The sequence below is a fragment of the Acidovorax sp. SRI_002 genome (assembly GCF_057586455.1).
Window position 1 is genome coordinate 132,422 of the sequence record NZ_JBYCZW010000005.1, and the last position, 12,798, is coordinate 145,219.

Below are 12,798 nucleotides of genomic sequence, written 5' to 3' on the forward strand. Positions count from 1 at the left end.
AGACACCCGCTCGGTGTTTTTTTCATTCCCGTCCAAATGTTCGGCGCCTCGTGCTTGCCCAATTTGGGGTGCCGTGGCTGTTTCCGCGCCTGGGCCACTTCAAGCGCACGTTGCCACAGGTGTCGCTGAACTTTGTGCGTTACCAGCACGCGCACGACTTTGCGACGCCGCACGAGTTCGACGCTGCCATCCAGTACGGCTACGGCAACTGGCCCAGCGCCAATGCGCGCTATCTGATCGGCAAAGAGACCTGCATCGTCTGCAATCCCCAACTGCGCGACGCCCTGCCCCTGCACACTCCGGAAGACTTGGTGCGCGCCACGCTGCTGCAACACATCGAGGTGCCCCTGGCCTGGCAAGACTGGTTGGAAGCACATCGCCTGGACACCAGCGCCAGCCGCTTCGGGCTGGGCTTCAACCTTTACTCGCTCATCATCCGGGCAGCAGTCTCAGGCTTTGGTGTGAGCATCGTGCCCACCTGTTTGGTGGAGGACGAACTACAGGCAGGTACGCTAGTCGAGCCCCTGAAAGACCGCTTTGACAGTCCGCTGGGCTACTACCTCTGCGCGCCCACGGCCCGCACCAAAATTTCGGTGTACCGGCTGGTGGCCGGGTGGCTGGAGCACTGCTGCAACCATGCGGAAGGGGCTGCTGCGCCTGCGACTACAGAGGCGGGGCCGGAATGCATCTTTTGTGCGCCACAGCAAGGCGTGGTGAAGCCAACACCGTCACTACTGCCGCTGCCGTAGTGGGGTGATGAGGCCTGTGCGCTGGTGAACCTGCGTGTGCTGGCACCGCCGGTTTTTGTGCGAACAGTCTGCTTCGCAAAAACCAGGCTCTAGCGCTTATAGATAAAGCGCAACAAGCTATCAATTAAATAGCAAACACTTCTTGCATCACCAAACTCCAACACGAAGGAGTCGGCAGCATCACCACCCGATGCCGGGAAGCCCCCTCACCCAGCCAAGGGCAGGCCTCAATTCGCCCGGCACTGAGAAGAGGTGCTTGACACCACGGAGTAGTCGAACTCCGCATCGATGGAGATGCACGCCGACTCGGGGGAAAACGGTGGAAACCAAGCCACAATTTCACCCCCATTTTTGGCAACGTGAAAGAAGCGGTCGACCTTGGACCAATTCGCTTTGAACCCATCGCTTTCTGAGCAAAACATCTTGGTGCTGGTATAGCTCTTGCCGGAAACGACGTAGCTGTATTCCACCACTGGGAACGGGCGAGTGCCTCGATTTACTTTCACCGGGCGGCTATCAATTTTGAGAAACCGCACCGGTGCGCTGAGGTAGGCGCACGGTGAAACTTTCGGAGTCAGAAAAATAGGGGCGAGTGATGCTCCGATGATCGCGATCAGGGCGATTCCGAGGGGGATGGAGAGGATGCGGCGATTCAACTGTGTGGCCCAAAGTTGACACGAGAGGCGCTTAGAGGCCCAAGGCCACAAAGCGTCATATGAACATCAGGCGTACCGACAAAGGTTGTGGGCTATGGCCATGGACTCTGACGCGGGCTGACAAGATTTAGAGGACAACGCTCGAACCAGTCGAAGCTGACAAGGCATTTCCATATCGAACTTCTCAAGCACTTCCTGAACATCTCAGCGCTTTACGCTCTACAGGAGCGCATGTTTAAACAGAATCACGCCCCAGACATCGCGGATCAAGCAAAAAAAACGGTCTCACATCTGAAGTGCGCCACCCAATACCAGCATGCCAAGACCACAAGAGCCCATAAGAGCGAAACAGGCCCGCACGATGGCGGGCATGCAAAGGCGGCCACAAGACCCGCCTCAACGCATCACACAAACAACCCCTTGTACTGCTCCCGCAGCAGGTTCTTCTGAACCTTGCCCATGGTGTTGCGGGGCAATTCAGCCACCACAAAACACTTCTTGGGGATCTTGAAGTTCGCGAGCTGGGACTTGAGCTGGGCCACGATGGCGTCAGCGTTCAGGCTGGCTCCGGGCTTGGCAATCACCACGGCCACGCCCACTTCGCCAAAGTCGGGGTGCGGCACGCCGACCAGGGCGCTTTCGGCCACGCCGGGCATGTCGTTGATGTAGCCCTCGATCTCTGCGGGGTAGACGTTGTAGCCGCCGCTGATGATGAGGTCTTTGCTGCGGCCTACGATGTGGACGTAGCCGCGTTCATCGACCTTGCCCACGTCGCCGGTTTTGAAGTAGCCGTCCTTCGTGAACTCTTCGGCCGTCTTCTCGGGCATGCGCCAGTAGCCCTTGAACACGTTGGGGCCCTTGACCTGGATGCCGCCGATCTCGCCCACGGGCAGGTCTTTGCCGTCGTCGCCCTGCACGCGCAGGCTCACGCCCGGCAGGGGGAAGCCCACGGTGCCACCACGGCGTTCGTCCTGGCCGTTATAGCGCTTGTCGGCGCTGTAGGGGTTGCTGGTGAGCATGATGGTTTCGCTCATGCCGTAGCGCTCCAGAATCGTGTGGCCGGTGCGTTGCTGCCAATCCTTGAAGGTTTCGATGAGCAAGGGGGCAGAGCCTGCAATGAACAGGCGCATGTTCTTCACGGCCTCTTTGGTCAGGCCGGGCTCTGCCAGCATGCGCACGTACAGCGTGGGCACGCCCATGAACACTGTGGCGCGGGGCATCGCGGCGATGACGGCCTTGGGGTCGAACTTGGCCATCCAGATCATCTTGCTGCCGTTGATGAGCGCACCGTGGATGGCGACGAACAGGCCGTGGACGTGGAAGATGGGCAGCGCGTGGATGAGCACATCGCCCTTCTTCCAACCCCAGTAATCCTTCAGCATCACGGCGTTACTGAGCATGTTGCCGTGCGTAAGCATGGCGCCCTTGCTGCGGCCGGTGGTGCCACTGGTGTAGAGGATGGCGGCCAGGTCGTCGGCACTGCGGGCCACGGCCTGATGCTCATCGCTGTGGTGGGTGGCGCGCTCGAGCAGGCTGCCGGTGCGGTCGTCGCCCAGGGTGAAAACATGCTGCGTGCCCAGCGTGAAGGCAATCTTGCTGACCCAGCCGAAGTTGCCGGGCGAGCACACCACCACCGCGGGCTCGGCGTTGCCGATGAAGTATTCGATCTCGGCGCTTTGGTAGGCGGTGTTGAGTGGCAGGAACACGTAGCCCGCGCGCAGCGTGGCCAGGTACAGGGCCATGGCTTCGACGGACTTTTCCACCTGCACGGCCACGCGGCTGCCTTGGGGCAGCTTGAGCGATGCGAGCAGGTTGGCGATGCGGGCGCTGGCGCGGTCCAGGTCGCGCCAGGTGTAGAACAGCGGGGTGCCGTCTGCCGCCATGGTCTCGACGGCGGTGCTGTCCAGGTCAGACGGGAAGGCTGCGCGCAGGGCGCTGAAGAGGTTGTTTTGGCTCATGGCAGTTGGACGGTTTTAAAGGTTTGGATCAACAAGGCGGGCGGGGCCCGTCAAAACAACGGCGCGCGTTTTTCTAGGAACGCGGTGATGCCTTCGCGGTGCTCGGCGCTGTCCGCGTAGGCATAGGGGTCAGGCGCCCCGTTTACTATATTTTTCATAGCTATTTGCGCTTTCCCATCAAGCGCCAGATGCATTTTTAATGCCCGAAATGTCTGCTTGTTCATGCGGGCTGCCTGCGGCGCCAGTGCGGCGATGCGCAGTGCGCTTCCCTGGGCCTCGGTGGCCACCATGTCGTCGGCCACCACACGGCTCAGAAAGCCGCGTGCCAGCATGTCGGCGGCACTGAAGGTGGCGGCCTCCAACAGCATCTGCCGTGCGGTCACATCGCCCACGGCCCCGGCCACCAACTGCGCCTCGCGCGGGGCCATCGGGAAACCCAGCTTGGCAATCGGCGCGCCAAAACGCGCACCACTGCCCGCCACGCGGATGTCGCAGCAGCTGGCAATCTCCACCCCGGCACCCATGCAGGCGCCACGGATCTGCGCCACGATGGGCACGTCGCACTGGAGCATGGTGTTGAGCCCACCCCAGACGTCGTTCTCATGAAAGTCGCGCAAGGCAGCGACATCAAACCGAAAGCCGGGGTACTCCGAAATGTCACCGCCCGCACAGAAGGCATCGCCCTCCCCCGCAATGAGCACGCAGCGCACATCGCTGCGCTGCTGGATGTCTTCAAACACCGTACGCAGCTGCCGCCACATGCCACGCGACATGGCGTTCAGCCGCCCGGAGTGGCGCAGGGTGACGTGCGCCACTCCACGCTCACCCGATTCCATCAACACTTCACCCGACATCTCGGCAACCTATCAAGTTATGCACATTACTCAGCCCTGAAAGCCCGCGCTACGCCATCGCGAGTGCCACCGTGGAACCGGCTTTGCCGGGCCACGGGTGGAGTCCCCCTTCAGGGGGAAGGCGCAAAGCGCCACAGGGGGTTAATCAAGCTTTGCGCCAGAGGCCTTCACCACCGCCGCCCAGCGCTTTACCTCGCTGCTCACCATGCCTGCAAACTGCTGCTGGGTCATGCCGCCGTATTCGGCGCCGTTGTTGGCCCAGATCGTTTTGAGTTCGTCGGCGCTGCCCAGCTTGCGCACCTCGTCCACGATGCGCGCCTGCACATCGGCGGGGGTGCCCTTGGGTGCCCACAGGCCGTACCAAGTGGTGACGGTGTAGTCGGGCAGGCCAACTTCGGCAGCGCAGGGTACGTCTGGGAACGCGGCATTGCGCTTGGGGCCCGACACCATGAGCGCCTTGATACGCCCACCTTTGATGTGGGACGCCGAGGAACCCAGCCCGTCAAACATCATGTCCACCTGCCCACCAATCAGGTCCTGCAGCGCGGGGCCGGCACCCCGGTAGGGGATGTGGGTGATGAAGGTGCCCGTCTGCTGCTTGAACAGCTCGCCCGCCAGGTGGTGCGACGTGCCAGCGCCCGCAGACCCGTAATTGAGCTTGGCGGGGTTGCGCTTCACATAGTCCATGAACTGCTGGAAGTTGTTGACCGGCACGTTCTTGGGGTTGACCACCACCACCTGGGGCACGTTGGCCAGCAAGAACAGCGGAATGAAGTCCTTCTCCAGGTCGTAGTCGAGCTTGGGGTACATCGACGGGGCGATCGCGTGGTGCACGGCCCCCATGAAGAGCGTGTAGCCGTCTGGTGCGGCCTTGGAGGCAAAGCTGGCCCCCACGGTGCCGCCCGCGCCCCCTCGGTTGTCGATCACGAGCGTCTTGCCGGTGGCCTTGGAGAACTGCGCTGCCAAGGGGCGCGCAAAGGCATCGGTGCCGCCGCCCGCAGGGAACGGCACCACCAGGTTCACCGGCTTGGTGGGCCAGGCCGATGCCTGGGCCCATGCAGGCATCGTGCCCGTGGCCAGCCCCAAACCTGTGGCAGCAGCCCCCAGCAGCACCTCGCGGCGCTGAATTCGCATGTCTTTCATTCCTTGTCTCCTGTCGTCGTTGTAAAAAGGGAAAGCAGGCCTACGGTGCCCCACCGTTCAAAACCGTGCCAGGCACTTGCCACCATCGGCTGGCTCCCCTCTGAGGGGGCCCATCGGCCATTGTCTGCGCCGATGGTGACGATGATGGCATTGCGCGGCACCGGAGCCTGCGGTCAGTCACGGCACAGGCTGTCGATGTCCCCCGACACCGGCACCTTGCCTTGCGCGAGCAAGCTGCGGTGCTTGTCGATGCGCTTGAGGTCGTACAGGTAGTTCACCATCAGCCCGTACGATTGTTTCAGTCCTTTGCTGGACGGGTCTCCCGCCCAGTTCAGGCGTTCCACCCGCGCTCCGTTGCCCAGGTGGAAGCGGGCCACCGGGTCCACTGGCTTTCCGTCCTGCAGCTCACGGGCCAGGTAGCGTGCGGCGCACTCCATCAGCATCTGGCGCACGGGCGATCGGGCATCGAGGTCGGTGGCCTTGTCGAGCGCAGCCAGCAGATGGGTGGCTTGCGGGGGTTCAAAGCCCACGGCCCGGCCCAGCTCGGTGCGGCGCTTGTCATCCAGGCGCTCCAGCATCGCACCGGCATGCTTGCCCAGCCAAGCGCGGAAACCCGGAATCGGCGACAACGTGGCAAAGGTGCGCAGCCGGGGAAATTCGGCCGTGAGGGTCTCCACCACATGCTTGATGAGTGAATCGCCAAAGCTCACACCGCGCAGCCCGGTCTGGGTGTTGCTGATCGAATAGAAAATCGCCGTGGTAGCCCGCCCGATGTCAGCGGGTGCCGCCGCTTCGTCGAGCAAAGGCGTGATGCTGGACGAGATTTTGTCCACCAGCGCCACCTCCACAAAGATCAGCGGCTCGTTGGGCAAACGCGGATGAAAGAAGCCGTAGCAGCGGCGGTCGCTGTCGAGCCGGTTTTTCAGATCGGCCCAGCTGCGGATGTCATGCACGGCCTCGTACTTGATGAGCTTTTCAATCAGCGAAGCGGGCGAGTCCCACGACAGGCGGCGTAGCTCCAGAAAGGCCACGTCAAACCAGGTCGAGAACAGGTGCTCCAGCTCGGCATCCAGCGCCAACAGGCGCTTGTCGGACTTGAGCAGGGGCAGCAGCTCGGCACGCATGTCCAGCAAGAACCGCATGCCTTCAGGGAACGCAGAAAAACGCTGCAGCAGCCGCGTGCGCGGCGACACCAGTGCGCGGCGCAGGCTGATCTCGGCCTGGCCTTCTTCGGCCGTGCCAGCCGCCGCTTCGTAGCGTTGGCGGGCCGATTTGAAGCGCGTGGCGTCGGGGGCGAACTGCTCGCACATCAGCAGCCACATGTCGCGGCGCTCTTCGGGCTCGGCCTTGGCATACCACTCGGCCACGGCCTGGGCGCGGCGGCCGCCTTCGATCTCGCTCACCTGCGGGGCCACCACCTCCTGCAGGTCGGCCAGCAGGCGGCGCAGCGCGCGGGGCGACAGAGCCTCCTGCCCGCGCCGCAGCGTGGCCTGCAGCCGCTCGTTGGTGGAACGTGGCACGGCGACCTTGGCCACCACATCGGTCACCGATTTGTCGAGCCCGGCGCGGGCCGGTTTGTCGGTCGCCTTCTCGCTTGCCTTCTCGCCGGTTTTGTCAGCGGGCTTGTCTGCGGCGGGCGCTGCCGTGCGCAGGCGCGACACACTGCGGGTGATCCATTCGGGGGTGCTGTTGATCATGGGGTGAGCCTCGATTGCTGGTTGCGGGCTACGTCGCGCAGCGCATCGCGCTGGCGCAACAGATGGTTGCGCATGGCCTCTTCGGCGGCGTCGCAGTCGCGCGCCTTGAGCGCGGCGAACACTGCCAGGTGCTCGGCCAGGCTTTGCTGCAGGCGGCCCGGCACATGCAGCGTTTGTGCTCGCGCCAGGCGCAGGATCTTTCGCAGATCGCCAATCACCTGGGCCAGCCAGCGGTTGTCCGCCAGTGTGATGAAGGCCTCGTGAATGGCGTAGTTGGCTTCGTAGTAGTCGGCGATCAGGCCTTCGGACGCAAATTGCTGCAGCCGCTGGTGCAACACCTCAAGCGCCGCAACATCCGCCGCGACCGCCTTGCGCGTGGCCTCATGGGCCGCCCGCCCCTCCAGCAGCGCGATCACGGGAAAAAGATCGTCCAGGTCGCGTTCGGTGATCTCAGCCACAAAACAGCCGCGGCGCGGTTCGTGGCGCAGCAAGCCCTCCGCCACCAGCACCTTGAGCGCCTCGCGCAGCGGCGTGCGCGAAATAGCGAGCCGCTCGCACAAGGCCGCTTCGTCCAGAAAACTCCCGGGGGGCAAGGCGCCCGCGAAGATTTGCTCGCGCAGGCGCGAGGCGGCTTCGTCGTGCAGTGAGTTGGGAACCGGGCGCATGGTGCGGGTGAAACATCCAGAGTGATCTTCAACGGCGGACGGGCAGCAGACTTGCAGCTTTTGCCGCCAACGTGCTTCCAAGTGCCTGCAAATAGATGATTTTCTTGCGGAAGACTGTAATTTCTCATAATTACGTAAAATGACAAGAGGCAAATACCCGAATCCGGGTGCCGTTGGGCAAAAAACAGTGTCTTGCGGCGGTTGCGCAACATCCAGTAGGCGAAGGCAAGGGCATGCGCGCTTGGCCCGCTGGCGCGCCTTGGGTACGGCCCCAGGGCCAAGCGGACAAAGGCAAGGGATCAGGCGCACACGCGACGTGCCGTTCTGCGACTCCTCCTACGGCCCATTCCGGTCTATTCGTTATGGCAGCACACCCGCTGAAAACACCCCATCCCAGCCAAAAGCATGGCTCGGCCAACCGCCGTGCCAGACACGTTCACCGCGCTCAGACCTGTCGATTGGCGGTGACACATCCGTTCGCGCACCTCTCCCTACAATGACCCGAAAGGAGGCGCCAGAATGCCAGGAACAATGCACTCGAACGACAGCATGGTGCGGCGCACAGCGCTGCTGGTATTGGTTGCGGCGCTGTCTGCATGCGGCGGGGGTTCGTCCAGCAGCGACCCGCCTGTCGAACCCAGCGGGCAGGTCATCAACTCCACGCTGCGGTCCGAATCAAACGGCTTTACCTACGCCATCCAGGTTTTCCTGCCCCAGTCGTACGCCACGGGCACTACCATGCTGCCCGTCATCTACGCCACTGAAGGCGACGCACCCTACGGCGCAGGTGGACCCGGGGGTACGGCAGTCTCGCGATTTGAATCCTTCAAGCAGGTGATGCAGCGGCGAGGCACCCAAGCCATCCTGGTAGGCATCGGCGGCACATCCCAGCGCGGCACGGACTTTCTGCTGCCCGGCGCCACGCGCTACCTCAACTTCATCACCAAGGAACTCGCGCCTGCGATTGAACGCCAGTACCGCGCCGATCCCAAGCGCAGGGCGCTCTCGGGCCTCTCCCATGGCGGCTACTTCGTTGTTGCGGCCCTGGTGCTGGAGGGCACTGCGGGGGCGCTGAGCTTCTCGCACTACCTCTCTACCGAGTCCAGCTTCGGGGCACACGCGGACCCCGCCGCCTACCGAGCGTTTGAAAAGCAGCTCGATGGCAAGGCCCTGCCTGCCACGCTGTTCCTCGCTGGCGCCCGCAGCAGCAATGGGTCCGTTGTTGTCACGCCCTTGTACACACAGATGGCCGCACAGACCAACCCAGGACTGACCTTGCTGAAGGCCGAGTACGAAACCACCCACGTGGGCGCCGATGTGCCGGCGTTCGAAGAGGCGCTGACGCGGTTTTTCCCGTAGATCAAGCGGCCGCCCCCCCTGGCAAGGCACCGTGCGCAAAGCCCAATATGCTACATTTTTTATAGCTTCTTACGCTTATCCATCAAGCGCTAGAGGCCATTTTTACTTGATTTTTTGCCTTACCACGGGCTGGCGCTGCGCCCAGACCCACAGCAGGACGCCCGCTGCAATCATCGGCACGCACAGCCACTGGCCCATGCTCATACCCAAGGACAGGATGCCGAGGAACGCATCGGGCTCGCGAAAGTATTCGGCAATAAAGCGGAAGGTGCCATAACCCACCAGGAATGCGGCGGCCACCTGGCCCTGGCGACGTTCTTTGCGCGCATACAGCCACAGCAGGATGAACAGCAGCAAGCCCTCCAAGAGGAACTGGTAAACCTGCGACGGATGGCGTGGCTGCAGGGAACCGCTGTGTGCAAACACCATGCCCCACGGCAGGTCCGGGCTGGCAAAACGGCCCCACAGTTCGCCGTTGATGAAATTTCCCACCCGCCCTGCGGCCAAACCCGTGGGCACGCAGGGCGCCACAAAGTCGGCCACCTGCAGCCAGGGGCGCTTGCGCGAATGTGCGAACCACAACATGGCCACGATCACGCCCAACAAGCCACCGTGAAAGGCCATGCCCCCTTGCCACACGGCAAAAATTTCCAGGGGGTGACTCAGGTAATACGCAGGTTTGTAGAACAGGCAATACCCCAGGCGCCCCCCCACCACCACACCCGCCACCCCCAGGAACAGGATGTCTTCCACGTCCTTGCGCGACCATGCGCCAGGGCCGGTGATGGAGGCAAACGGTTCGTGCCGCAGGCGCCGGATGCCCAGCAGCATGAACAGGCCAAAAGCCGCAAGATAGGTCAGGCCGTACCAGTGGATGGCCAGCGGGCCGATCTGCAGGGCGACAGGGTCGATGTGGGGATAAGTCAGCATGGGGGCGATTGTGCACGCGCAGCACTACCCTTTCAGGGCGCTGGCCTGCACCTCATGGGCCACAAAGTCGATCCACCGGGCCAGTGCGGGCGGCACAGTGGCGCCCCAGACCAGGCTGGTTTCGCATACAGGCGCCAGGGGAGACTTGCCGCCCAGCTGCCGGTAGACAACGCCCGGCCGCTGAAACTGCTGCACGCTGGCAGGCACCCAGGCCAACCCCAGGTCGGCCGACACCAGGTTGACGATGGTCTGCATCTGGATGGCCTCCTGGGCCACCTGCGGCACCTGCCCCGCTGCGTGGTACAGCGCCACGATCGCGTCGTACAGCGATGGCAGGATCGGGCGGGGGAAAATCACCAGAGGCTCCCGCAGCAGGTCAGAGAACCGGACGGTGGGCGTGCGCGCCAGCGGGTGAAGCTCAGGCAGCGCAAGCACCAGCGGCTCTTGCGCCACACACAGGCTTTGCAGGGCAGGTGGCGCCTGGCCGGGCGTGTGCAAAAGCAGCCCGGCATCAATCTCCCCCCGCTCCAGCGCCTGAAGTTGCACGTCGCCCGTCGCCTCGATCAATTCAAGCCGCACCCCGGGCCACTGGGCCCGGAAGGCTCGCACCCACTGCGGCAGCATCCCAAAACCCACGGTCGAGACAAACGCCAGACGCAGCCGCCCCACCTCGCCCGCTGCCGCCGCGCGCGCCTGTGCAGGGAGTGCCTGGGCGCGGTCGAGCAAATCCAGCACCTGCGGCAACAGGGCAGCTCCGGCCGGAGTGAGCTGCACGCTGCGTTTGGTGCGGTCGAACAGTTGAAGGCCCAGCGTGCGCTCCAGCCCGGCGATGGCCTGCGTGAGCGGCGGTTGTGTCATGTGCAGGCGTTGCGCCGCGCGGCCAAAGTGCAGCTCCTCAGCCACTGCGGCAAACTGCCGCCACAAACGCATATCAATGAATGGCTCTTTCATATGCTGTACATATTAATCGCCCTGTACAAATGGATTGGATGGCGCCCACCAATCGCCGCATACTCGCGGCTGCGAAAAGTTTCTCCACCCACAAGATTCGCTCCACGAAGGAAAACACACCATGGCAGACAACAAAGTCATCCCGATCCAGCCCATCAACCGCCGCAGCGCCAACATCACCCAGGGCAAGTCGCGCGCACCCAACCGCTCCATGTACTACGCCATGGGCTACGAGGAAGGCGACTTCGTGAAACCCATGGTGGGCGTGGCCAACGGCCACAGCACCATCACGCCCTGCAACAGCGGCCTGCAAAAGCTGGCAGACGCGGCCATCGCAGGTATCGAGGAAGCCGGTGGCAACGCCCAGGTATTCGGCACCCCCACCATCAGCGACGGCATGGCCATGGGCACCGAAGGCATGAAATACAGCCTGGTGAGCCGTGAAGTCATCAGCGACTGCATCGAGACCTGCGTGGGCGGTCAGTGGATGGACGGCGTGCTGGTGGTAGGCGGCTGCGACAAGAACATGCCGGGCGGCCTGATGGGCATGCTGCGCGCCAATGTGCCCGCCATCTACGTGTATGGCGGCACCATCCTGCCTGGCCACTACCAGGGCAAGGACCTGAATATCGTGAGCGTGTTCGAGGCCGTGGGCGAGAACGCCGCCGGCAAGATGAGCGACTTTGACCTGAAGGAAATCGAGAAGCGCGCCATCCCCGGCACCGGCTCGTGCGGCGGCATGTACACCGCGAACACCATGTCCAGCGCGTTCGAGGCCCTGGGCATCAGCCTGCCCTACTCGTCCACCATGGCCAACCCGCACGACGAAAAGATGAACTCGGCCAAGGAATCGGCCAAGGTGCTGATCGAGGCCATCAAGATGGACCTGAAGCCGCGCGACATCGTGACCAAGAAGTCCATCGAGAACGCCGTGGCCGTCATCATGGCCACGGGTGGCTCCACCAACGCGGTGCTGCACTTCCTGGCCATTGCCCACGCAGCGGGCGTGGAATGGACCATTGACGACTTCGAACGCGTGCGCGTGAAGACCCCCGTGCTGTGCGACCTCAAGCCCAGCGGCAAATACCTGGCTGTGGACCTGCACCGCGCAGGCGGCATCCCGCAGGTCATGAAGATCTTGCTGAACGCAGGCCTGCTGCATGGCGACTGCATCACCATCGAAGGCAAGACGATTGCCGAAGTGCTCAAGGATGTGCCGGACGAGCCGCGCGCCGACCAGGACGTGATCCGCCCCATCAGCAACCCGATGTACGCCCAAGGCCACCTGGCCATCCTCAAAGGCAACCTCAGCCCCGAGGGCGCTGTGGCCAAGATCACGGGCCTGAAGAACCCCGTGATCACCGGACCGGCCCGCGTGTTTGACGACGAACAATCGGCACTGGAAGCCATCCTGGCCGGCAAGATCAAGGCGGGGGACGTGATGGTGCTGCGCTATCTGGGCCCCAAGGGCGGCCCCGGCATGCCCGAAATGCTGGCCCCCACTGGCGCGCTGATTGGTGCTGGCCTGGGTGAAAGCGTGGGCCTGATCACCGACGGCCGCTTCTCGGGCGGCACCTGGGGCATGGTGGTCGGCCACGTGGCGCCCGAAGCGGCGGCCGGTGGCACCATCGCTTTCGTGAACGAAGGCGACAGCATCACCATCGACGCACGCCAACTGCTGCTGGAGCTGAACGTGAGCGAAGAAGAGATCGCCAAGCGCCGCGCTGCCTGGACGGCCCCCGCACCGCGCTATACGCGCGGGGTGCAGGCCAAGTTCGCGTTCAATGCATCGAGCGCCAGCAAGGGTGCGGTGCTCGACGCGTATTGACGTCCAGC

The 12,798-nt window shown here is 63.4% G+C and carries 11 protein-coding genes; 3 read left to right on the top strand and 8 right to left on the bottom strand.

Annotation, left to right across the window (positions count from 1 at the left end; genetic code table 11):
• Positions 1–50: 50 nt before the first annotated feature.
• Entirely contained in the window at positions 51–749 is a 699-nt protein-coding gene (locus AC2YJX_RS14700) for a LysR substrate-binding domain-containing protein (RefSeq protein WP_487256433.1), read from the top strand.
• A gap of 227 nt (positions 750–976) precedes the next feature.
• On the opposite strand, the gene AC2YJX_RS14705 is transcribed toward AC2YJX_RS14700, so the two are convergent.
• The 6 genes from AC2YJX_RS14705 to AC2YJX_RS14730 form a co-directional block, all read right to left on the bottom strand.
• On the bottom strand, positions 977–1,405 hold the full coding sequence (locus AC2YJX_RS14705) for a hypothetical protein (RefSeq protein ID WP_487256434.1): 429 nt from the start codon (positions 1,403–1,405) through the stop codon (positions 977–979).
• 404 nt (positions 1,406–1,809) lie between these two features.
• The gene (locus AC2YJX_RS14710; protein ID WP_487256435.1) at positions 1,810–3,363 is read right to left on the bottom strand and encodes a malonate--CoA ligase; all 1,554 of its coding nucleotides are present in this window, start codon (positions 3,361–3,363) and stop codon (positions 1,810–1,812) included.
• A 50-nt stretch (positions 3,364–3,413) separates the two neighbouring features.
• Positions 3,414–4,217: an enoyl-CoA hydratase/isomerase family protein gene (locus tag AC2YJX_RS14715; RefSeq protein WP_487256436.1), complete on the bottom strand. Its 804-nt coding sequence runs from the start codon at positions 4,215–4,217 to the stop codon at positions 3,414–3,416.
• A gap of 141 nt (positions 4,218–4,358) precedes the next feature.
• Positions 4,359–5,360: a Bug family tripartite tricarboxylate transporter substrate binding protein gene (locus AC2YJX_RS14720; protein WP_487256437.1), complete on the bottom strand. Its 1,002-nt coding sequence runs from the start codon at positions 5,358–5,360 to the stop codon at positions 4,359–4,361.
• Between the two features lie 173 nt (positions 5,361–5,533).
• A complete protein-coding gene (locus tag AC2YJX_RS14725; protein ID WP_121419616.1) occupies positions 5,534–7,057 on the bottom strand; it encodes a malonyl-CoA decarboxylase in 1,524 nt (507 codons plus the stop codon).
• On the bottom strand, positions 7,054–7,722 hold the full coding sequence (locus AC2YJX_RS14730) for a GntR family transcriptional regulator (protein ID WP_487256438.1): 669 nt from the start codon (positions 7,720–7,722) through the stop codon (positions 7,054–7,056). The genes AC2YJX_RS14725 and AC2YJX_RS14730 overlap by 4 nt, the downstream gene beginning before the upstream one ends.
• Before the next feature lie 519 nt (positions 7,723–8,241).
• Here AC2YJX_RS14730 and AC2YJX_RS14735 point away from each other — a divergent pair.
• Positions 8,242–9,081 carry an alpha/beta hydrolase gene (locus AC2YJX_RS14735; protein WP_218299406.1) on the top strand — a complete coding sequence of 280 codons (840 nt, stop codon included), beginning with the start codon at positions 8,242–8,244 and terminating at the stop codon, positions 9,079–9,081.
• Between the two features lie 102 nt (positions 9,082–9,183).
• Here the strand turns inward: AC2YJX_RS14735 and lgt are convergent, their stop codons facing one another.
• Together lgt and AC2YJX_RS14745 are read right to left on the bottom strand one after the other, a co-directional pair.
• Entirely contained in the window at positions 9,184–10,011 is an 828-nt protein-coding gene (lgt, locus tag AC2YJX_RS14740; RefSeq protein WP_218299405.1) for a prolipoprotein diacylglyceryl transferase, read from the bottom strand.
• 24 nt (positions 10,012–10,035) lie between these two features.
• Positions 10,036–10,962 carry a LysR family transcriptional regulator gene (locus tag AC2YJX_RS14745; protein WP_218299404.1) on the bottom strand — a complete coding sequence of 309 codons (927 nt, stop codon included), beginning with the start codon at positions 10,960–10,962 and terminating at the stop codon, positions 10,036–10,038.
• 121 nt (positions 10,963–11,083) lie between these two features.
• On the opposite strand from AC2YJX_RS14745, the gene ilvD reads away from it, so the two are divergent.
• The gene (ilvD, locus tag AC2YJX_RS14750; protein ID WP_121419613.1) at positions 11,084–12,790 is read left to right on the top strand and encodes a dihydroxy-acid dehydratase; all 1,707 of its coding nucleotides are present in this window, start codon (positions 11,084–11,086) and stop codon (positions 12,788–12,790) included.
• Positions 12,791–12,798: the final 8 nt, after the last annotated feature.